Raw genomic sequence first — 19816 nt, forward strand, 5'->3', positions numbered from 1 at the left:
GATCAATTGCATGTAACGTTCGCTGATTCATTTTTTCTGCGGCGCAACATCACGTTCCTGCGGTCCCTCCCGGTTGCCCTCGGGGGACACCCTACGCCCACGCAGGGAGACCGCAGGCCCTGTCGCACAGGGGCTGCCGTCAACAGACGGGAGGCGGGGAGCGAGTCACCGGCGCAGGCTGGCAGGGCCGCCGTGGAGTGTGGGTGATGGAATTCGCCCGTTCAGGAAACGACGGCCGCTGTCGACCGCCGGCGATCAGTAGCGCCAGTCGAGCTTGCGATAGAACTTGGCCATCACCCAGGCCGGGCCGATCAGCAGGTAGGTCAGGTCGGTCAGGAAGCTGGGCTTGCGACCCTCGAACGTGTGGCCGATGAACTGCGCGATCCAGGCCACCACGAACACGCCCACCGCCAGCCAGCGCAGCGCCTGCAGGCCGATCTCGGCCTCCAGCAGGCGGCACAGGCAGCCGAATACGAAGAACTGGACGAGCATGCCGATGCCCAGCGGGCGCGACAGCTTGTTGTAGAAGCACCAGGCGCTGAACATCGCGAACGCCGACCAGATGCCGTACTGGAACCAGGTGATCAGCGGCGGCAGGCACCACAGCAGGGCCACCACCGACCACAGGATCGCCGGCACCGCCACCACGTGGATGCGCTGGTTGATCACGTTGCGGTGGTCGTCGGAGTAGCTGGCGAAATAGCGGTCGATCGGCCGCGCAAGCTCGGTGGATGTCTGCATGCTGCGTCGCTTCCTCGGACAACGGTAGTGCCGGCCGCTGGCCGGCAAACCAGAGCATAGCCGAGTTCGCGACGTTGCCGGCCAGCGGCCGGCACTACCGAACGCGCCCCCAGCCTTTGCGGCCAGGGGCGCAGGCGGATCAGTCGACGCTGATCCCGGCCAGGCGCTGCAGCGCCTCGGCGTACTTGGCGCGGGTGCGCTCGATGATGTCGGCCGGGATGTTCGGACCCGGGGCGGTCTTGCCCCAGTCCAGCGTCTCCAGGTAATCGCGCACGAACTGCTTGTCGTAGCTCGGCGGGCTGGTGCCCACTTCGTACTCGTCGGCCGGCCAGTAACGCGAGGAATCCGGCGTCAGCATCTCGTCCATGATGTACAGCCGGCCATCGGCGTCGGTACCGAACTCGAACTTGGTGTCGGCCAGGAGGATGCCGCGCTCGCGGGCGTAATCGGCGGCGAACTTGTAGATGCGCAGGGTGGCGTCGCGCACCCGCTCGGCCAGTTCCGCACCGACCTGCTTCACCATCGCGTCGAAATCGATGTTCTCGTCATGGTCGCCGACTGCGGCCTTGGTCGAGGGTGTGAAGATCGGCTCGGGCAGCTGTTCGGCCTGGCGCAGGCCGTCGGGCAGGTCGATGCCGCTGACCTTGCCGGTGCGCTGGTAATCCTTCCAGCCGCTGCCGATCAGGTAGCCGCGGGCGATCGCTTCCACCGGCACCGGCTTCAGCTTGCGGGTGACCACCGCGCGCTTGGCGTACAGCGCCGGGTCCACGCCTTCGGGCAGCACGCTGGCCACGTCGATGCCGGTCAGGTGGTTGGGCATCAGGTGCGCGGTCTTGGCGAACCAGAAGTTGGAGACCTGGCAGAGCATCTCGCCCTTGCCCGGGATCGGGTCGGGCAGGACCACGTCGAACGCCGACAGGCGATCGGTGGCCACCATCAGCAGGTAGTCGCCCGGCGGGGTTCCGGCTGGCAGCCGCTCGCGCGGGATATCGAACACATCACGCACCTTGCCGCGATGGCGCAAGGGCAGGCCGGGGAGATCGGATTGCAACAGCGTGGTTGGCACGGGCACTCCTGGGGCGTTGTCGATACGGCTGCTGCCCAACGGACCCGGCGGGCCCGCTGACCAGCGGGCGGCCTAGTGTAAAGCCGTCCGGGCCCGCTGTGACGTAAAATGAGCGTCCATTTCGTCGGTCGACCCCGGAGCGCCATGCGCTGGTACGGAAAACTGCTCGGATTCATCGCCGGCGCCCTGCTGTTCCGGCCCAATCCGCTGTTCGGCGCGGTGGTCGGCCTGCTGATTGGCCACGCCTTCGATTCGGACTGGTTCCGCCTGAACAAGGAGAACCCGTACCGGGAGCTGGGGCTGACCTCCGAGGCCACCGATGCCGAGATCGAGCGCGCCTACCGCAAGCTGATCTCGCAGTACCACCCCGACAAGCTGGGCGGTGCCGCCCCCGAGCTGCAGCAGCAGGCCGAGCAGAAGTCGCGGCGGATCAACGCCGCCTACGACCGCATCAAGACCCTGCGCAAGCGCTGACCCGACAGTCCCGCCTGCGGGCGGGAGAATCCTTTCCCCGTTCCGAAGGCCCCGGCCATGTCCAACTGCCTCATCGCCCCGTCCATTCTCTCCGCCAACTTCGCCCGCCTCGGCGAGGAAGTCGACAACGTCCTCGCCGCCGGTGCGGATTGGGTCCACTTCGACGTGATGGACAACCACTACGTGCCGAATCTGACCATCGGCCCGATGGTCTGCCAGGCCCTGCGCAAGCACGGCGTCACCGCGCCGATCGACGTGCACCTGATGGTCGAGCCGGTGGACCGCATCATCCCGGACTTCGCCGAGGCCGGTGCCACCTACATCAGCTTCCACCCGGAGGCCAGCCGCCACGTGCACCGCACCATCCAGCTGATCCGCTCGCTGGGCTGCAAGCCGGGCATCGTGCTCAATCCGGCCACCCCGGTGGACATCCTCGACTGGGTGCTGGACGACCTGGACCTGGTGCTGCTGATGTCGGTCAACCCGGGCTTCGGCGGCCAGGCCTTCATTCCCTCGGCGCTGGACAAGTTGCGCGTGGTCCGCCAGAAGATCGATGCCAGCGGCAAGGACATCCGCCTGGAGATCGACGGTGGCGTGAAGGCCGACAACATCGGTGAGATCGCTGCCGCCGGCGCCGACACCTTCGTGGCCGGTTCGGCCATTTTCAACGCCAGGACCAGCTACCAGGACGTGATCGCGCAGATGCGCGCCAACGTCGCTGCGGCACGGGGCTGAGCCATGAGTACGGTGGCCGTGTTGAACATTCGCCCGGCCACCGTGGCCGATGCTGGCCTGATCCTGCATTTCATCCGCGAGCTGGCGATCTACGAGAAGGCCGAGCATTCGGTGCAGACCGATGAGATCGGCATCGCCGAGAGCCTGTTCGGCGCCGACGCCACCGCCCGCGCGCTGATCTGCGAGGCCGACGGCGAGGCCATCGGCTATGCGGTGTACTTCTACAACTACTCCACCTGGCTGGGCCGCAAGGGCATCTACCTGGAAGACCTGTACGTCAGCCAGGAAAAGCGCGGTGCCGGTGCCGGCAAAGCGTTGCTGAAGTACATCGCACGCCAGGCCGTGGCCGAGGGTTGCGGTCGTTTCGAATGGTCGGTGCTGGACTGGAACACTCCGGCCATCGAGTTCTACACCGCTGCTGGCGCGAAACCGCAGGATGAGTGGACCGTGTACCGGCTGCAGGGGCAGGCGCTGCACGATTTCGCCGACGGTTGACGTGAAATGCATCCACGCATGGCGTGGATCTACTGCCGGCAAAAAAAGGCCACGCCAATCACTGGCGTGGCCTCGCTGCATGCGTGGGAGGCTGATCCTGCCTCCATCCGTCGTCCCTGCTATGGCCTTCCATTCTCCAGCAGCTGAATGACATCTGCGTGACATTCACCGCGGGCAAACAGCGCGTTGCTAGCCTGTGCCACCGCATCCCTGGAAGCTCTGCATGACCACCCCGCGCTGGCGCCTGATCCTCAACGGCAAATCCGCCGGCAACGATGAGTTGCGCGACGCCGTCGGCCATTGGCGCGGACAGGGCGTGCAGCTGGAAGTGCGGGTGACCTGGGAGGACGGTGACGCCGAGCGCTATGTCGCCGAGGCGATCGATCATGGCGTGGATGTGATCGTGGCCGCCGGTGGCGATGGCACGCTCAGTGCGGTGGCCGAGACACTGGCGCATCGTGAGGAGCTGGCAGATGCGCTGCCCTCGCTGGCGCTGGTCCCGATGGGGACCGCCAACGATTTCGCCACGTCGGCAGGCATTCCCACCGAGCCCGCCGATGCCCTCGCGCTGATCGGCCAGGTGCCGGCACGGCCCATCGACCTGTTGCGCGTGGATGCCGATGGCACGCCCTGGTGGTGCGCCAACCTCGCCAGTGGTGGCTTCGGCACGCAGGTGACGGTGGAGACCGATGCCGGCTTGAAGAAGATGCTCGGTGGGCTGGCCTACGTGATCACCGGCATCGCCAAGCTGGGCCGCATCGAGCCGATCGCCGCGCGGCTGTCCGGCCCGGACTTCGCCTGGGAAGGTGACTTCATCGCGCTCGGCATTGGCAATGGCCGGCAGGCCGGCGGTGGCCAGCAGCTGTGCCCGCAGGCACTGATCGATGATGGGCTACTGGATGTCACGGTGCTGCCGGAGCTGGAAGGCGAGGTCACCGCCACCCTTGGCCATATGCTGAAGGCGGGCACCCAGGCCGCACTGGAACAACTCGCCACGCGCGCGCGGTTGCCGTGGCTGCAGGTGGAATCCGAGCGTCCGTTGACGCTCAACCTGGACGGCGAACCGGTGCAGGCCCGTCACTTCCGCGTCGAGTGCGTGCCGGGCAGGGTGCGGATGCACCTGCCGGTCGGTTGCCCGTTGCTGGACGGGCAGGGGTAGAGTCATCGGTCCCCGTGGCCGCTGCGGGCGTCCCGTGGTTCAGTCTCCCGGGGTTCCCCTGCCGTCCAAGCTGCGATACAGTCAAGGGGTGTCCAGCCTGACGACCCCGCATACTCTTTCTTCCGCACGCCGTTGGTGGCGATGGTGGCCCGTTGCCGTCGTCCGCCCCCATAACGCTGTGTCCCGGAAGGAAAGTCGTCTTGAACTCGCACGCTCAGTTTCAGCAGCAGGCCGCTGAAGGCCACACCCACATTCCCGTCGTCCGCGAAGTGCTGTCCGACCTGGACACGCCGCTCTCGGTCTATCTGAAGCTCGCCGACGGCCCCAATACCTACCTGTTTGAATCCGTCGAAGGCGGCGAGCGCTTTGGTCGTTACTCGATCATCGGCCTGCCGGCGCGCCGCGTGTATGCCTTCCACGGCCACACGCTGACCGTGCGCGAAGACGGCCAGATGGTGGAAACCCGCGAGGTGGCCGACCCGTTCGCCGAGGTCGAGGCGCTGCGCAGTGCTCACTCGGTGCCCAAGCTGGACGGCCTGCCGGGCTTCACCGGTGGCCTGGTCGGCTGGTTCGGTTTCGAATGCATCGGCTACATCGAACCGCGCCTGGCGCCGCCGGCCGGCCGTGATGAACTGGGCACCCCGGACATCCTGCTGCTGGACTCCAATGAGCTGGCGGTGTTCGACAATCTCAAGGGCCGGCTGTACCTGATCGTGCATGCCGACCCCCGGGTCGAGGGCGCCTTCGAGCAGGCGCAGGCGCGCCTGGATGCACTGACCGTCAAGCTGCGCGCACCGGGCGCCGGTTATCCCGCCCCGCTCAACAGTGATGTGCTGGACGAGTCCGATTTCGTCTCCGGTTTTACCCGCGAAGGCTTCGTCGATGCGGTCCAGCGCAGCAAGGAATACATCCGCGCCGGTGACATCTTCCAGGTGGTGCTCAGCCAGCGCCTGAGCGTGCCGTTCAAGGCGCGCCCGGTGGATGTGTACCGCGCGCTGCGTGCACTGAACCCGTCGCCGTACATGTACTTCCTGGATGTCGGCGACCTGCAGGTGGTCGGCTCGTCGCCGGAAATCCTGGTGCGTCTGCAGGATGGCGAAGTCACCGTGCGCCCGATCGCCGGCACCCGCCCGCGTGGCGCCACGCCCGAGCTGGACCTGGCACTGGAAGCCGAGCTGCTGGCCGACCCCAAGGAACGCGCCGAGCACCTGATGCTGATCGACCTCGGCCGCAACGATGCCGGGCGCGTCTCCAGGGCCGGTACCGTGGAAGTGGGCGAGCAGTTCGTGATCGAACGCTACAGCCATGTCATGCACATCGTCAGCGAAGTGACCGGCCAACTGCAGCCGGGCCTGAGCTATGCCGACGTGCTGCGCGCCACCTTCCCGGCCGGCACCGTCAGCGGCGCGCCAAAGATCCGCGCGCTGGAAGTGATCCGCGAACTGGAGCCGATCAAGCGCAACGTCTACGCCGGCAGCATCGGCTACATCGGCTGGCACGGCGATGCCGATACCGCGATCGCGATCCGCACTGCGGTCATCAAGGATGGCCGCCTGTACGTGCAGGCCGGCGCCGGCATCGTCTACGACTCGGACCCGGACAAGGAATGGGACGAGACGATGAACAAGGGCCGTGCGCTGTTCCGCGCCGTCGCCCAGGCCGCCAAGGGCCTGTGACGCTCCCCGTGCCGTGGCCTGCGCCGCGGCATCTTCCGCTGTTCCCATTGAAGACAAGGAGTACCGCATGAAGCTGCTGAGCGCATTGCTGTGGTCGTCGCTGCTGGCCACGATGGCCCCGTCTGCGTGGGCGCAGGCCAATACCATTCCGTCGCAGCCGCACCTGCTGGTGAAGGGCGAGGCGCGTCGGGTGGTGATGCCGGACCGGTTCGGCCTGCAGTTGAACATCGAAGAGACCGACATGGATGCCGACGCCGCGCGGCGCCGCGTGCAGGACAACGTTGCCCGCGTGCTGGCGCTGTTCAAGCAGCACAAGGCGGTGGACGGCAGCGTGCGTGCGGACAACCTGCGGATCGGCCCGGCGACGCGCTATGAGCAGAACCGGCAGGTCTTCATCGGTACCCGCGTATCGCGCCAGCTGCGTGCGAGCTTCGCCAGCGTGAAGGCGATGCAGGATGTGCTGGGTGCGTTGAAGGCCGACGAGAACGTACAGGTCAGCAGCCTGGCGCCAACCTATTCGGGTGAAGTGGCGCTGCGCCGCGAACTCAAGGGTGAGGCGGCGGCCCAGACCCGCGAGTCCGCGCAGGGCCTGGCCAAGGCCTACGGCACCCGGCTGCGCGGCCTGTACAGCATTTCCGACGTAGCGCCGAACTTTGCTTATGGCATCCAGGCCGGCAGTTGGCCGAGCAGTGGGGATCTGGTGACGCCGCCTTCGCCGCCCGCGCCCGAGGCACCGATGAACAGCATCGAGACCACGGGCTCCCGCCTGCCCGAGTCGGTCGAAGCCGGCCCCATCACCTACACCGAAAACGTGTACGCCATTTTCCTGATAAGCGACGGAACCTGACCATGTTGTGGATGATCGACAACTACGACAGCTTCACCTACAACCTCGTGCAGTACCTGCAGACGCTGGGCGCCGAGGTGAAGGTGGTGCGCAACGATGCGATGAGCGTGGACGAGATCGCCGCGCAGAAGCCCGAGCGCATTGTCATTTCGCCCGGCCCGTGCACGCCCAACGAAGCAGGCGTGTCGCTGGAGCTGATCCAGCGGCTGGGCCCGACCACGCCGATCCTCGGCGTGTGCCTGGGCCATCAGGGCATCGGCCAGGTCTACGGCGGCACCGTGATCCGCGCCGGCAACATCATGCATGGCAAGACCTCGCCGATCCGCCATGAAGGAAAGGGCGTGTTCGCCGGCCTGCCGGACCGCTACCAGGCCACCCGCTACCACTCGCTGGTGGTGGACAAGAACAGTCTGCCGGACTGCCTGGAAGTGACCGCCTGGACCGAGAACGAGGACGGCTCGATCGAAGAGATCATGGGCCTGCGCCACCGCCAGTTCCCGGTGGAAGGCGTGCAGTTCCACCCCGAATCCATCCTCACCGAACACGGCCACGCCCTGCTGCGCAATTTCCTGCAGCGTCCGGCGGCCTGATCCAAGGAGCATTCCCATGAGCTTCTCCCCCCAGGAAGCCCTGCAACGCACCATCGAGCACCGCGAGATCTTCTTCGACGAGATGGTCGACCTGATGCGGCAGATCATGCGCGGCGATGTCTCGCCGATGATGACCGCCGCCATCCTCACCGGTCTGCGGGTGAAGAAGGAAACCATCGACGAGATCGCCGCCGCCGCCACGGTCATGCGCGAATTCGCGCTGGCGGTGCCGGTGGCCGACAGCACCCACCTGGTCGACATCGTCGGCACCGGTGGCGATGGCTCGCACACCTTCAACATCTCCACCTGCGCGATGTTCGTGGCGGCTGCGGCCGGTGCGCGCGTGGCCAAGCATGGCAACCGCAGCGTGTCGTCCAAGTCCGGCAGCGCCGATGCGGTCGAGACGCTGGGCGCGGCCATCGAGCTGCAGCCAGCGCAGGTGGCCGCTGCCATCGAGCAGACCGGCATCGGCTTCATGTTCGCGCCGATCCATCATCCGTCGATGAAGGTGGTCGCGCCGGTCCGGCGCGAGATGGGGGTGCGCACCATCTTCAACATCCTCGGTCCGCTGACCAACCCCGCCAGCGCGCCGTCGGTGCTGATGGGCGTGTTCCATCCTGATCTGGTGGGTATCCAGGCGCGCGTGCTGCGCGAGCTGGGCACCGAGCGCGCCATGGTGGTCTGGGGCCGCGACAACATGGATGAGATCTCGCTGGGCGCCGGCACCCTGGTGGGCGAGTTGCGCGACGGCAAGGTGCGCGAGTACGAGATCCACCCGGAGGACTTCGGCATCGCCATGTCGGCCAGCCGCAACCTGCGCGTGGACAGCCCGGAGCAGTCCATCCAGATGCTGCGCGCGGTGCTGGACAACGAGCCCGGCCCGGCGCTGGACATCGTCGCGCTCAATGCCGGCGCCGCGCTGTACGTGGCCGGCGTGGCCAGCGACATCGGTGATGGCCTGGCCCGTGCCCGTGCTGCCATCGCCAATGGCAGCGCCCGCCAGCGCCTGCAACAGTATGTGGAGACCACCCGCGCGCTGGTTGCCTGAGCGCGCGGTTCAGCCTGACCCCGTCGATGGCCGATAATGGCCGTCCTCAGCGCCCCCGCACCGAATCGAAGACGATGAGCGACATCCTGCAGACGATCCTGGCCCGCAAGGCCGAAGAAGTGGCCCAGCGCCGCGCCCAGCGCCCGCTCGAGGCGCTGCAGGCCGCCGTGGCCAGCGCCCCGCCGGTACGTGGCTTCGTACGCGCGTTGCAGGCGGCCGTGGCCAACGGCGACCCGGCGGTGATTGCCGAGGTGAAGAAGGCCAGCCCGTCCAAGGGCGTCATCCGCCCCGATTTCCGGCCGGCCGATATCGCGGTCAGCTACGAGTTCGGTGGTGCCAGCTGCCTGTCGGTGTTGACCGACGTGGACTTCTTCCAGGGCGCCGATACCTACCTGCAGCAGGCCCGTGAAGCCTGCACGCTGCCGGTGCTGCGCAAGGACTTCGTGATCGACGCCTACCAGGTGTACGAGGCGCGCGTGCTGGGCGCCGACTGCATCCTGCTGATCGTCGCCGCGCTGGACGACACCCAGCTGGCCACGCTGTCCGAACTGGCGTTGTCGCTGGGCATGGACGTGCTGGTGGAAGTGCACGACATCGACGAGCTGGAGCGTGCCCTGCAGGTGCCGGCGCCGATGATCGGCATCAACAACCGCAACCTGCGCACCTTCGAGGTGTCGCTGCAGACCACGCTGGACATGCAGCAGGCGGTGCCGCGTGACCGCCTGCTGGTCACCGAGAGCGGCATTCTCGGCCCGCAGGACGTGGCGCTGATGCGCGATGCAGGCATCCATGCCTTCCTGGTCGGCGAGGCCTTCATGCGCGTGGAAGAGCCGGGCGAGGGCCTGCGTCAGCTATTCTTCGCAACATGACAACGCACTATCCGACGCCGCGCGAGGATGCGCCGCTGGTGGTCTTCGACTTCGACCACACCCTCTACGACGGCGATTCGGGTACCCACCTGTTCGCCTCGCTGATCAAGCGCAACCCGTTGCGCATGCTGGCGGCGCTGCTGGTCACGCCGATTGCCGGGCCGATGGTGGCGATGCTGCCGACCCGTCGCGCGGGCATCTCGGTCTATGTGTGGATCGGCAGCTTCGGCCTGCACCGTGCGCGCGATTTCAACAAGGTGATCGACGCCTACGTGCTGCGCAACCAGGCGCAGATGCGCGCCAAGCTGCTGCCGCAGGCGCTGGAGGTGTTCGCCGCGCACCGCGCCAAGGGCGATCGCGTGGTGGTTGCCACCGGCGCGCCGCCGGAGCTGGCCCGCGCGATCCTGGCCTTCGTCGCCCATCAGGATGTGCCGGTGATCGGCACCGAGGTCGGCCCGCGGCTGGGCGGCGTCGGTCCCACCCGTCACTGCCACAACGAAGAGAAGATGCGCATGCTGCGCGAACGCGGCTATGGCGACATCGATATCGCCTATTCCGACAGCACCGCCGACCTTCCGCTGCTGCTGGCGGCCAAGGCGCCGGTGGTGGTGAACCCGAAGCCGGGGCGGGTGGCGTTCTTCCGCCGCGTGCTGCCGGCCGGCACCCGCATCCTCAACTGGGGATGCGTGGATCGCGGCGGCGACAAGGCCTGACCCGCGCCTGTTGTAGAGCCGAGCCATGCTCGGCTGCTCTTCGTTGCGGGATCCGTGCGTCCTCAGCCGAGGATGGCTCGGCTCTACAGGGGATGCTTCAGCGGTAGAGGTGCCCGTACACCGCATGCCCGATCTGGAACAGGCTGATGCCCAGCACCAGCACGCCGACGGCCACCAGCACCCAGCGCTCCTTCACCCGCTTGACCAGGATCGCCGCCACCGGCGCGGCCATCATGCCGCCGATCAGCAGGCCGGCGACGATCTGCAGATGCTGCACGCCCATCGACAACAGGAAGGTCGCTGACACCGTCAACGTGACCACGAACTCGGCTGCGTTGACTGTTCCGATGGTGGTGCGCGCCTGGCCGCCGCGGGCGAGCAGGGTGGACGTCGCGATCGGCCCCCAGCCACCGCCGCCACTGGCGTCGAGCAGGCCGGCGAAGAAGCCCAGCACCGGCACCCGGCGTATCTCGCCCTTGGGCATCCAGCGCCCAGCGGCGCGGGCCAGGATGAGGATCGCCAGCACCAGCAGGTACAGGTAGATCAGTGGCCGGATGATCTCGCCCGGGACCTGCGTGAGCACGTACGCGCCCACGGCACCGCCCACTGCGCCGGGCAGGGCCAGGCGCAGGAACAGGCGTTTATCGACATTTCCGGCTGCGAGGTGCGACACCCCCGAGGCGCCCGTGGTGAACACTTCTGCGGTGTGGATGCTGGCGCTGACCTGTGCCGGGGGCAGGCCCATGCTCAGCATCACCGACGAGGACACCAGGCCGAACGCCATGCCCAATGCACCGTCCACCAGCTGTGCGCCGAGGCCGATGAGGATGAACCACCAGAATTCGCTGCTCAGCTCCATGTACCGAGCCTAGCCCAGCGGGCCGCGCAGGGGCCGTGTAGAGCCGAGCCCTTGCGCGGCTGCCTTTGACGTACCGCAGCCGAGCGTCGGCTCGGCTCTACAGGATGGCTCGGCAGCGTTGGGTTGCCTTGCAATCAACGGGTGCCGTACAGCACCACGGTCTTGCCGCGGGCATGCAGCAGGCCGTCGGTCTGCAGCTTCTTCAGCACGCGGCCGGCCATTTCGCGCGAGCAGCCGACCAGTCGCGCCAGTTCCTGTCGCGAGACGCGCAGCTGGCTGCCCTGCGGGTGGCTCATCGCCTCCGGTTCCTGCGCCAGGTCGTGCAGGGTGCGCACGATCCGGTCGGTAACGTCCAGGAATGCCAGGCGGCTGGCCTTGCGGCTGGTGTCGAGCAGGCGCTTGGAAATCTGCTGGCCCAGCGCATACAGCAGGCGCGGGGCATCGGCCGACAGCGGGCCGAGGAAAAGCTGATGCAGGCGCTCGTAGCTGATTTCAGCCAGCTCGCAGGCGGTACGGGTCCGCAGGATCACCTCGCGGCGGTCCGATTCGACGAACAGGCCCATCTCGCCGACGAACTCGCCGGCACCGAAGTAGCCCAGCACAAGCTCGCGATCGTCATCTTCCTCGGCCATGATCGAAACCGAGCCGCTGATGACGTAATACAGGGTTCCCGCCGGGTCTCCGGGCCGGAAGACGTCGGTACGGGTGGGATATCGCCGCCTGTGGCTGTGCGCCAGGAAACGATCGATTGTGGCGATATCCAGGGCCAGTGGACTGCTAGCTAGGCGCACGGTTGACACGATAGGAGCGCTCCCTCTGCGCATGAACGGATTCACGGGGTCGATAGCGGAGCTTAACCAGCGCAATTGTTAAGGGCAAACAGTGTGCCAGAACTCTTGCGTCTTCACGTTCCCCCCGGGGGCAGTTTGCCCCATAATTCCCCCTTTCCCTTCTTACACAGGAATCGACCGCCGTGGTCAAGCCGTTGCCTCGCCTGAGGCTGCAGGGTTTCAACAACCTCACCAAGGCGCTGAGCTTCAACATCTATGACGTGTGTTACGCGCGCACCGAAGAGGAGCGTCAGCGTTACATTGAATACATCGATGAAGAGTACAACGCCGACAGGCTGACTCAGATCTTGACCGATGTCGCCGAGATCATCGGCGCCAACATCCTGAACGTGGCCCGCCAGGACTACGATCCGCAGGGTGCCTCGGTGACCATCCTGATCTCCGAAGAACCGGTGATCGACAAGAAGCTGGCCGGCAAGGAGCTGATCTCCGACGCCGTGGTCGCGCACATGGACAAGAGCCACATCACGGTCCATACCTACCCGGAAACCCATCCGCAGGAAGGTATCGCCACGTTCCGCGCGGACATCGACGTGGCCACCTGTGGCGTCATTTCCCCGCTGAAGGCCCTGAACTACCTGATCGAGAGCCTCGAGTCGGACATCGTGATCATGGACTACCGCGTCCGTGGCTTCACCCGCGATGTGAAGGGCAAGAAGCACTTCATCGACCACAAGATCAACTCGATCCAGAACTTCCTGGCCAAGAACATCAAGTCGCGTTACGAGATGTTTGACGTCAACGTCTATCAGGAGAACATCTTCCACACGAAGATGCACCTGAAGGACTTCGACCTGGACCAGTACCTGTTCGAGGAAAAGGCCAAGAACCTGTCGTTCAAGGAACGCATGAAGATCGAAGCGCTGCTCAAGCGCGAGATCGAAGAGCTGTTCCACGGCCGGAACCTGTCCGAGTAAGCCCCATGTGCGATGCCCGCAGGCATCGCCACCCAGGCGGGACGACCCGCCCCGTGGAACCAGTGCCCCGCACGCGTTACAGTTCCACGGTGATGTACCGACCCACGGCCCGGTGTGAAAACACCGGGCCGTTTCGTTTTTCTCAAGAAAGGTAAGGAGCCCCCACCCATGCCCTGGATCTACCTGCTGCTGGCCGGCCTGTTCGAGATCGGTTTCGCCCTCGGAATGAAGTACTCCGAAGGCTTCAGCAAACCCCTGCCCACCGTTGCCACGGTGGTATCGGCCCTGATCAGCCTGTACCTGATGAGCCAGGCGATGAAGAGCATCCCGGTCGGCACCGCCTATGCGATCTGGACCGGCATCGGTGCCATGGGCGTGGCTGTGCTCGGCATCTACCTGTTCAATGACAGTGCGTCGCCGGCCCGCCTGGCCTGCGTGGGCCTGATCGTGGCCGGCGTGATCGGCTTGAAGCTGGTGTCGCCCAACTGATTGATGGCCCGACCAACGGTCGGGCCCCACCGTCGCCCCCCGCACCTCCTGGTAGGCCCGCACCGTTGGTGCGGGCGACCCTTCAAATGCGGTAGGCGATGGTCTTCATCACCCTGGAGGCCAGCGCCATCACGCCCGGGATCGGGAACGGCAGGCGGCGTGCGCCGGCCTGCTCGGCGTGCTCCGCATGGCGGGCTTCGTCTTCCTTCATCACCTGGATGACCGCGCGGCTGCGCAGGTCGCTGGCCGGCAGGTCGACCAGGTGTTCGTCCAGATGGGCTTCCACCTGGCGCTCGGTTTCGACCACGAAGCCCAGGTTCCAGCCGTCGCCACGCAGCCCGGCCAGGGTGCCGATGGTGTAGCTGCCGGCATACCAGAGCGGGTTGAACAGGCTCGGACGGCTGTCCAGTTCGCCCAGGCGGGTGGCGCACCAGGCCAGGTGGTCGGTCTCTTCCTGGGCCGCTTCCAGCAGGTGTTCACGCGTGGCCGGGTCGCGGGCCACGGCGGCCTGGCCGAAGTACAGGCCCTGCGCGCAGACCTCGCCGACATGGTTGATCCGCATCAGCCCGGCCGCATGGCGGCGTTCAGTGCTGTCCATGCCCGGCTCGTCGGTGTCCGCAGCCGGGTAGGGACGGGCCGCCGGCGGGTTGCCGAACACCGTGTCCAGGGCGCGCTGCGCCTCGGTCAGCAGGTGGTCCAGCGGGGTGATCTGGCGGAGCACGGTCATGGCGGTACACGGTGGGGCGGAAGACCCCGCGATTCTCGCCCGGCCCCGTCCCCCTGCCAACCCGGTCAGGGGCCGGCTTGCAACGGGGGTCTGACCTGCGTACAATCCCGCCTCTTACGCTTCACCTTTTCACAACGCGTGGCAGAGTTCCGGTGAGCCTTTCGCCGCAATGAGCCCGACCTAACCTAGAGTTCTTCATGAGCACTTTCACTGCCAAGAACGAGACCGTCCAGCGCGACTGGTACCTCGTCGACGCCGAGGGCAAGACCCTGGGCCGTCTCGCCACCGAGCTGGCCCGCCGTCTGCGCGGCAAGCACAAGCCGGTCTACACCCCGCACGTTGATACCGGCGACTACCTGGTCGTCATCAATGCAGAAAAGATTGCCGTCACCGGCAAGAAGCTGCAGGACAAGATGTATCACCGTTTCACCGGTTACATCGGCAACCTGAAGACCGAATCCTTGGCACAGGCGCTGGAGCGCCACCCGGAGCGCGTGATCGAGATCGCCGTGAAGGGCATGCTGCCGAAGGGCCCGCTGGGTCGCCAGATGTACCGCAAGCTCAAGGTCTACGCCGGCACTGAGCATCCGCACGCCGCACAGCAGCCGCAGGTTCTGGATATCTAATCATGGCTATCACTCAAAACTACGGCACTGGCCGCCGCAAGTCCTCCACCGCTCGCGTGTTCCTGCGCAAGGGTTCGGGCAACATCACCGTCAATGGCCGTCCGCTGGACGAGTTCTTCGGTCGTGAGACTGCGCGCATGATCGTGCGCCAGCCGCTCGAGCTGACCAAGAACACCGAAAGCTTTGACATCCTGGTCACCGCCGCTGGCGGCGGCACCACCGGCCAGGCCGGTGCGATCCGTCTGGGCATCGCCCGTGCTCTGGTCGAGTACGACGAAACCCTGAAGTCCGAGCTGCGCAAGGCTGGCTTCATGACCCGTGACGCCCGTGAAGTCGAGCGTAAGAAGGTTGGTCTGCACAAGGCCCGCCGCGCCACCCAGTTCTCCAAGCGCTGATCTACCGCGCCTGGTTGGGCTCCTTCGGGAGCCCGCTGGATGGGAAAGCAAAAGCCCGGCTTCGGCCGGGCTTTTGTCGTTTCGGGGGGATGCATTTCCGGGTTGCCGGCCAGCGGCCGGCACTACCCATGGTTTCGCATCTCGGAAGGGGTGGGGTCAGAGCCCTTTCCTTTGGAAAAGGATCCGACCCCGGGCCTCTCTCTGGAGAAGAGTCCCCTTGTTGTTCAAGGGGGCGCGCCGACAGGCGCGGGGATAAGGTGGAATGCGCGACCAAATTAAAAGCAAAAGGCCAGATCTTTCGATCTGGCCTTTTGCTTTTAATTTGGCTGCCCCGGATGGATTCGAACCACCGAATGCCTGAGTCAGAGTCAGGTGCCTTACCGCTTGGCGACGGGGCAAAACGTGCAGCTATTTTCTCACTTTTCACACTGAAAAACAACTTGATTTTCAATGTGGTGGCTATGGGTGGACTCGAACCACCGACCCCAGCATTATGAGTGCTGTGCTCTAACCGGCTGAGCTACATAGCCTTGGTGAGCCCGCTATTCTGCGGATGTGTATCGGCCCTGTCAACACTTTTGTGCCGTGCTTGTGGGCCGACAGAGGGCATGGGATAGTCCCGACCAGTAGATTTTCTTAGGAGTCCGCATCGTGATCGATCCGGACGGCTATCGACCGAACGTCGGCATCGTGCTGATGCGGCAGGACGGCCAGGTGTTCTGGGCACGACGCGTGCGCCGGGACGGCTGGCAGTTCCCGCAGGGCGGCATGAACACCGACGAGACGCCTGTCGAGGCCATGTATCGTGAACTGCAGGAAGAGACCGGCCTGCTGCCTGAGCACGTGGAAGTGCTCGGGGCGACGCCCGGCTGGCTGCGCTACAAGCTGCCGGCACGGGCCATCCGCCGCAATGAGCGGCAGGTCTGCATCGGCCAGAAGCAGGTCTGGTTCCTGCTGCGCCTGACCGGCGATGAATCGCATGTGCAGCTGGACCATACCGACTCGCCCGAGTTCGACCACTGGCGGTGGGTGGACTTCTGGTACCCGGTGGAGCACGTGGTGATGTTCAAGCGTGGCGTCTATGCGCGCGCGCTGCGACACCTGGCGCCGTTGGCGCGTGGGGTGGCCGGGCAGGGCGTCAGCGCCATGCCCAAGAGTGCCGCCGAGGCCTGGATGCCGGGCCACGCAGCCGGCCACGACAGGCCCCGGAAGCGCACGCCCAAGCGCGGCGGCTACTGGCCGCGCAAGGCCAAGGGGGAGTCCGGGGCGGTTTGAATGGGAGGCCACGCAGGCTGTGGGCCGATCCGTCACGACGCGTCCCCCGCCGGCTGTTTCCACCAGGACCTGGCTGCCCGCCGGGCCGGTCAATCCGACTCTGAACGGTATCGAGAATGGTTCAGGTCTCTGATTGACAACCATTCTCGTTTCCATTGGAATACGCAACAGGCCGCTTCTGGCCTGTCAGCCCGGTTCCCGCCTGTGTACGTCTGCATCTGCAACGGAGTCACCGACCACCAGATCCGCGAAGCCGCCAGCCATGGCGTCAGCACGGTGGCCGAACTGACCATGCGTACCGGTTGCGGTGCCACCTGCGGTTCGTGCCTGGACATGGCCGGCGACCTGCTGGCCAAGGCACGCGCGACGCACGATCTGCCGCTGCCGGTATTGGGCCTCGCCCAGGTCGCCTGATCGTTTCCTCGCGGCCTGTTGACGCCGCGCTTTCGCGTCCTTCACCTGCAACCGCGCAGGCCAATGCGCACGATTCGCGTTCCTTCACCACCGCACGCAAGGCGTTACAGTGCCTGCGTTTTCAGCGTGCAGGAGCATCCCCATGAAGGGCGACACCAAGGTCATCGAATTCCTCAACAAGGTCCTCTACAACGAGCTGACCGCGATCAACCAGTACTTCCTGCACGCCAAGATGCTGAAGAACTGGGGCATCAAGGAACTGGCCGAACATGAGTACAAGGAATCGATCGACGAGATGAAGCATGCCGACATGCTCGCCGACCGCATCCTGTTCCTTGAAGGCCTGCCGAACTTCCAGGCGCTGGGCAAGCTGCGCATCGGCGAGAACCCGACCGAGATCCTGCAGTGCGACCTGTCGCTGGAACGCGATGGCGTGGTCACCCTGCGCGAGGCCGTGGCCTATTCCGATTCGGTGGGTGACTACGTCAGCCGCCAGCTGTTCGTGAAGATCCTCGACTCGGAGGAAGAACACATCGACTGGCTGGAAACCCAGCTCGACCTGATCGAGCGCATCGGCGAGCCGAAGTACCTGCTGAGCAAGCTGGAAGAGTGAATCAGCGGTCCTGGCCGGCGCGATGCTGTGCCAGGTAGCCCGTCAGTGCAACGCGCGCCCGGGCGAATTCCGCAACCAGCAGCGCCACCGCCACTGCGGGGCGCTGCAGGCTGCCACTACGGGCTTCGTGCTCGATCCGCTGCGCGATCGCCGACAGCGACAACGCTCCCACGTTCGCGCTTGATGATTTCAGGCTGTGCGCGACGGCCTGCATGCGCGGTTCATCGCTGTTCCGCGCGGCCAGCTGCAACTGCTGCACCATCGCCGGCACATCTTCAAGAAACACCGTGACGATCTGGGTGGCAGCATCGCCGATCACCGCGTGCAGTTCATCCAGCACATCGCGGTCGAGCACCGGTTGTGGTGCTGGCGCCACCTGCTTTTCCGGATTCGGTAGAGCCGAGCCATGCTCGGCTGATGGCGTGCGACTGCAGTTGGCCGTCAGCCGGGCATGGCCCGGCTCTACAGAAGGCCGTGCAGGTGATGCCGCTTTACCGCCACCCCAGCGCTGCAGCAGCGCATGCAGCGTTGCGCGCGCGATCGGCTTGGACAGGTAATCGTCCATGCCGGCCTGCAGGCAGCGCTCGCGGTCGCCGGCCATCGCATTGGCGGTCATCGCGATGATCGGCAGTCGCGCACGCCCGGTTTCCGCTTCTTCGGCGCGCCAGCGGCGCGTGGCGGCGTAGCCGTCCAGCACCGGCATCTGGCAATCCATCAGCACGATGTCCATCCCGCCTTCGCGAAGGGCGGCCAGGGCCTGTTCGCCATCGGCGGCGTTGCGCACCTCGCACTGGAACACCCGCAGCAGCTGCTCGGCCACCATCCGGTTCACCGTATTGTCCTCCACCACCAGCACGCGCAGATGCAGCGGCGGCAGCGTGGCAGCCGGTTGCTCGTGTTCCGCGCTGGCCAGCAGCGCAGCGGGGCGGGCAGAGGCGACCGGTGCCGCCAGCAGTGCATGCAGGGCGGCGTCGTCGAAGTGGGAGGGCAGCTGGCGCTGGCGGGGGCGTTGCGCAATCGCATCCTCCTGCAGCCACAGTACCTGCAGTGCATCGTCGTCGCCGCGTTCTCCCAGTGCAAGCTGCAGCGTGGCCTCGCCATTGCGGCGTGCGCGCGCATCGACCAGCAGCCAGGCGGGTGCCGGTTTTCCGGGCCGCGCCGGAGCGCGCAGGCGCTCGACCACGCTGTCCAGTTGCGCCAGCACCTGCACCTGCAGTCCATGGTGGGCAGCGACGCGCTCGATGCGTGCCTGCAGCGTTGCATCGGCACTGAACAGCAGCAGCGGTGCCGGCGCGCGCGTCATCGCTGGCAGGTCGCCAGGAACCTTCAGCAGCGGGATCTCGAACCAGAACGTAGCACCCTGGCCGGGCGTGGACTGCACACCGATACGCCCATGCATCAGGTCGATGATGCGCTTGCAGATGGCCAGGCCCAGACCGGTGCCGCCGTAGATGCGCGTGGTGGATGCGTCGGCCTGGCTGAAAGACTGGAACAGGCGTGCCTGCAGCGTGTCGTCGATGCCGATGCCGGTATCGATGATCTCGAAGCGCAGCTGGTGCTGCGCGGCACCTTCGCCCAGGCGCAGCACACGCAGCTGCACCTGGCCGCGGGCGGTGAACTTGATCGCATTGGCCAGCAGGTTGCTCAGCACCTGGCGCAGGCGCACCGGGTCGCCGCGCACCGGCAGGCGCACCGATGGATCCAGCTGCAGGCCCAGTGCCAGGCCCTTGGCGTCGGCGGCGCGCTGCATCAGCTGCACCACGCCATCGAGCAGATCGCGGAGGTTGAAGCTGGTGATTTCCAGCTCCAGCGCCTGTGCTTCCAGCCGGGAGTAGTCGAGGATGTCGTCGACGATGCGCAGCAGCTGCTGCGAGCTGGCCGAGGCGGTGGCCAGCATCTGCCGCTGGTCCTCGCCCAGTGGCCCGCGTGCGATCAGCTCCAGCATCGGCAGGATGCCATTGAGCGGGGTGCGGATCTCGTGGCTCATCGTGGCCAGGAACTCGCCCTTGGCCAGCACGGCCGCCTCGGCGGCCTGCTTGGCCTGCAGCAGCTGTTGTTCCAGCTGGCCCTGGCGTTCAGTGGTATGGCGTAGCTGGTCCCGTTCAGCGGCCAGCGCGCCGTGCGTGCGCTGCAGCTGCGCCAGCGCACGGTCGCGCGCACGAAGCCGCAGGCCCAGCACCATCAGCGCGATGGTGGCCGCGGCGAGGGCAACCAGCAGCACGCCCCACAGCGGCACG

The 19816-nt window shown here is 66.2% G+C and carries 23 protein-coding genes and 2 tRNA genes; 17 read left to right on the top strand and 8 right to left on the bottom strand.

All coding sequences use genetic code 11. The features are described from left to right. Positions 1–255: 255 nt before the first annotated feature. Together AC2A1N_RS03390 and AC2A1N_RS03395 are read right to left on the bottom strand one after the other, a co-directional pair. Complete coding sequence (locus AC2A1N_RS03390; RefSeq protein ID WP_061478206.1) at positions 256–741, bottom strand: Mpo1 family 2-hydroxy fatty acid dioxygenase; 486 nt, start codon at positions 739–741, stop codon at positions 256–258. Between the two features lie 139 nt (positions 742–880). Continuing rightward, positions 881–1807, bottom strand: a complete 927-nt coding sequence (locus AC2A1N_RS03395) for a phosphoribosylaminoimidazolesuccinocarboxamide synthase (RefSeq protein ID WP_061478205.1) — start codon at positions 1805–1807, stop codon at positions 881–883. A 144-nt stretch (positions 1808–1951) separates the two neighbouring features. Here AC2A1N_RS03395 and AC2A1N_RS03400 point away from each other — a divergent pair, with 144 nt between their 5' ends. The 10 genes from AC2A1N_RS03400 to AC2A1N_RS03445 all read left to right on the top strand — a co-directional run bounded on the left by AC2A1N_RS03400 (position 1952) and on the right by AC2A1N_RS03445 (position 10413). Beyond that, positions 1952–2281: a J domain-containing protein gene (locus tag AC2A1N_RS03400; protein ID WP_008265098.1), complete on the top strand. Its 330-nt coding sequence runs from the start codon at positions 1952–1954 to the stop codon at positions 2279–2281. Positions 2282–2338: 57 nt separating this feature from the next. Then, on the top strand, positions 2339–3016 hold the full coding sequence (gene rpe / locus AC2A1N_RS03405) for a ribulose-phosphate 3-epimerase (RefSeq protein ID WP_061478204.1): 678 nt from the start codon (positions 2339–2341) through the stop codon (positions 3014–3016). Positions 3017–3028: 12 nt separating this feature from the next. Then, complete coding sequence (locus tag AC2A1N_RS03410; protein WP_061478203.1) at positions 3029–3511, top strand: GNAT family N-acetyltransferase; 483 nt, start codon at positions 3029–3031, stop codon at positions 3509–3511. A 223-nt stretch (positions 3512–3734) separates the two neighbouring features. Beyond that, on the top strand, positions 3735–4670 hold the full coding sequence (gene yegS, locus AC2A1N_RS03415) for a lipid kinase YegS (RefSeq protein WP_061478202.1): 936 nt from the start codon (positions 3735–3737) through the stop codon (positions 4668–4670). Positions 4671–4870: 200 nt separating this feature from the next. Continuing rightward, the gene (trpE, locus tag AC2A1N_RS03420; RefSeq protein WP_061478201.1) at positions 4871–6346 is read left to right on the top strand and encodes an anthranilate synthase component I; all 1476 of its coding nucleotides are present in this window, start codon (positions 4871–4873) and stop codon (positions 6344–6346) included. 67 nt (positions 6347–6413) lie between these two features. Continuing rightward, positions 6414–7193 (top strand): SIMPL domain-containing protein, encoded by a 780-nt coding sequence (locus AC2A1N_RS03425; RefSeq protein ID WP_484371499.1) that lies wholly within the window; start codon positions 6414–6416, stop codon positions 7191–7193. Positions 7194–7195: 2 nt separating this feature from the next. Continuing rightward, a complete protein-coding gene (locus tag AC2A1N_RS03430) occupies positions 7196–7783 on the top strand; it encodes an anthranilate synthase component II (protein WP_005419831.1) in 588 nt (195 codons plus the stop codon). Between the two features lie 16 nt (positions 7784–7799). Beyond that, entirely contained in the window at positions 7800–8831 is a 1032-nt protein-coding gene (gene trpD, locus AC2A1N_RS03435; RefSeq protein ID WP_061478199.1) for an anthranilate phosphoribosyltransferase, read from the top strand. 74 nt (positions 8832–8905) lie between these two features. Next, complete coding sequence (gene trpC / locus AC2A1N_RS03440; protein ID WP_061478198.1) at positions 8906–9700, top strand: indole-3-glycerol phosphate synthase TrpC; 795 nt, start codon at positions 8906–8908, stop codon at positions 9698–9700. After that, positions 9697–10413: a haloacid dehalogenase-like hydrolase gene (locus AC2A1N_RS03445; protein ID WP_005419826.1), complete on the top strand. Its 717-nt coding sequence runs from the start codon at positions 9697–9699 to the stop codon at positions 10411–10413. The genes trpC and AC2A1N_RS03445 overlap by 4 nt, the downstream gene beginning before the upstream one ends. A gap of 97 nt (positions 10414–10510) precedes the next feature. On the opposite strand, the gene AC2A1N_RS03450 is transcribed toward AC2A1N_RS03445, so the two are convergent. Both AC2A1N_RS03450 and crp read right to left on the bottom strand, forming a co-directional pair. Further along, positions 10511–11272, bottom strand: a complete 762-nt coding sequence (locus AC2A1N_RS03450) for a sulfite exporter TauE/SafE family protein (protein ID WP_061478197.1) — start codon at positions 11270–11272, stop codon at positions 10511–10513. Between the two features lie 134 nt (positions 11273–11406). Further along, positions 11407–12096, bottom strand: coding sequence for a cAMP-activated global transcriptional regulator CRP (gene crp, locus AC2A1N_RS03455; RefSeq protein ID WP_010482649.1), 690 nt, complete (start codon positions 12094–12096; stop codon positions 11407–11409). 149 nt (positions 12097–12245) lie between these two features. Between crp and speD the strand changes: the two genes are divergently transcribed. Beyond that, on the top strand, positions 12246–13040 hold the full coding sequence (speD, locus tag AC2A1N_RS03460; RefSeq protein WP_005411315.1) for an adenosylmethionine decarboxylase: 795 nt from the start codon (positions 12246–12248) through the stop codon (positions 13038–13040). 168 nt (positions 13041–13208) lie between these two features. Further along, on the top strand, positions 13209–13529 hold the full coding sequence (locus AC2A1N_RS03465) for a DMT family transporter (RefSeq protein ID WP_005419816.1): 321 nt from the start codon (positions 13209–13211) through the stop codon (positions 13527–13529). A gap of 82 nt (positions 13530–13611) precedes the next feature. On the opposite strand, the gene coq7 is transcribed toward AC2A1N_RS03465, so the two are convergent. Continuing rightward, entirely contained in the window at positions 13612–14256 is a 645-nt protein-coding gene (gene coq7 / locus AC2A1N_RS03470; RefSeq protein WP_053443613.1) for a 2-polyprenyl-3-methyl-6-methoxy-1,4-benzoquinone monooxygenase, read from the bottom strand. Between the two features lie 197 nt (positions 14257–14453). On the opposite strand from coq7, the gene rplM reads away from it, so the two are divergent. Both rplM and rpsI read left to right on the top strand, forming a co-directional pair. Beyond that, positions 14454–14882, top strand: a complete 429-nt coding sequence (gene rplM, locus AC2A1N_RS03475; protein WP_005414692.1) for a 50S ribosomal protein L13 — start codon at positions 14454–14456, stop codon at positions 14880–14882. Between the two features lie 2 nt (positions 14883–14884). Next, entirely contained in the window at positions 14885–15277 is a 393-nt protein-coding gene (gene rpsI / locus AC2A1N_RS03480; RefSeq protein ID WP_005411311.1) for a 30S ribosomal protein S9, read from the top strand. Between the two features lie 323 nt (positions 15278–15600). Here rpsI and AC2A1N_RS03485 read toward each other — a convergent pair. After that, positions 15601–15675, bottom strand: a tRNA-Gln gene (locus tag AC2A1N_RS03485). A gap of 55 nt (positions 15676–15730) precedes the next feature. Then, positions 15731–15807 (bottom strand) — tRNA-Met (locus tag AC2A1N_RS03490). Between the two features lie 121 nt (positions 15808–15928). Here AC2A1N_RS03490 and AC2A1N_RS03495 point away from each other — a divergent pair. The 3 genes from AC2A1N_RS03495 to bfr all read left to right on the top strand — a co-directional run bounded on the left by AC2A1N_RS03495 (position 15929) and on the right by bfr (position 17579). After that, positions 15929–16552: an RNA pyrophosphohydrolase gene (locus AC2A1N_RS03495; RefSeq protein WP_005419809.1), complete on the top strand. Its 624-nt coding sequence runs from the start codon at positions 15929–15931 to the stop codon at positions 16550–16552. Positions 16553–16756: 204 nt separating this feature from the next. Then, on the top strand, positions 16757–16966 hold the full coding sequence (locus tag AC2A1N_RS03500; RefSeq protein WP_005411309.1) for a (2Fe-2S)-binding protein: 210 nt from the start codon (positions 16757–16759) through the stop codon (positions 16964–16966). Positions 16967–17108: 142 nt separating this feature from the next. Further along, on the top strand, positions 17109–17579 hold the full coding sequence (gene bfr, locus AC2A1N_RS03505) for a bacterioferritin (protein ID WP_005419804.1): 471 nt from the start codon (positions 17109–17111) through the stop codon (positions 17577–17579). Position 17580: 1 nt separating this feature from the next. Here bfr and AC2A1N_RS03510 read toward each other — a convergent pair whose 3' ends face one another. Next, entirely contained in the window at positions 17581–19815 is a 2235-nt protein-coding gene (locus AC2A1N_RS03510; protein ID WP_061478196.1) for an ATP-binding protein, read from the bottom strand. Position 19816: the final 1 nt, after the last annotated feature.

It is taken from the genome of Stenotrophomonas maltophilia group sp. SKK55 (assembly GCF_057179845.1).

Excerpts from the sequence above, each read along its gene's own strand:
- AC2A1N_RS03400 (WP_008265098.1), top strand. The coding sequence starts at position 1,952 with ATGCGCTGGTACGGAAAACTGCTCGGATTCATCGCCGGCGCCCTGCTG.
- AC2A1N_RS03390 (WP_061478206.1), bottom strand. The coding sequence starts at position 741 with ATGCAGACATCCACCGAGCTTGCGCGGCCGATCGACCGCTATTTCGCC.
- bfr (WP_005419804.1), top strand. The coding sequence starts at position 17,109 with ATGAAGGGCGACACCAAGGTCATCGAATTCCTCAACAAGGTCCTCTAC.
- crp (WP_010482649.1), bottom strand. The coding sequence starts at position 12,096 with ATGCGCAGAGGGAGCGCTCCTATCGTGTCAACCGTGCGCCTAGCTAGC.
- AC2A1N_RS03450 (WP_061478197.1), bottom strand. The coding sequence starts at position 11,272 with ATGGAGCTGAGCAGCGAATTCTGGTGGTTCATCCTCATCGGCCTCGGC.
- AC2A1N_RS03465 (WP_005419816.1), top strand. The coding sequence starts at position 13,209 with ATGCCCTGGATCTACCTGCTGCTGGCCGGCCTGTTCGAGATCGGTTTC.
- coq7 (WP_053443613.1), bottom strand. The coding sequence starts at position 14,256 with ATGACCGTGCTCCGCCAGATCACCCCGCTGGACCACCTGCTGACCGAG.
- trpD (WP_061478199.1), top strand. The coding sequence starts at position 7,800 with ATGAGCTTCTCCCCCCAGGAAGCCCTGCAACGCACCATCGAGCACCGC.
- trpC (WP_061478198.1), top strand. The coding sequence starts at position 8,906 with ATGAGCGACATCCTGCAGACGATCCTGGCCCGCAAGGCCGAAGAAGTG.
- yegS (WP_061478202.1), top strand. The coding sequence starts at position 3,735 with ATGACCACCCCGCGCTGGCGCCTGATCCTCAACGGCAAATCCGCCGGC.
- rplM (WP_005414692.1), top strand. The coding sequence starts at position 14,454 with ATGAGCACTTTCACTGCCAAGAACGAGACCGTCCAGCGCGACTGGTAC.
- rpe (WP_061478204.1), top strand. The coding sequence starts at position 2,339 with ATGTCCAACTGCCTCATCGCCCCGTCCATTCTCTCCGCCAACTTCGCC.
- AC2A1N_RS03425 (WP_484371499.1), top strand. The coding sequence starts at position 6,414 with ATGAAGCTGCTGAGCGCATTGCTGTGGTCGTCGCTGCTGGCCACGATG.
- rpsI (WP_005411311.1), top strand. The coding sequence starts at position 14,885 with ATGGCTATCACTCAAAACTACGGCACTGGCCGCCGCAAGTCCTCCACC.
- AC2A1N_RS03445 (WP_005419826.1), top strand. The coding sequence starts at position 9,697 with ATGACAACGCACTATCCGACGCCGCGCGAGGATGCGCCGCTGGTGGTC.
- AC2A1N_RS03430 (WP_005419831.1), top strand. The coding sequence starts at position 7,196 with ATGTTGTGGATGATCGACAACTACGACAGCTTCACCTACAACCTCGTG.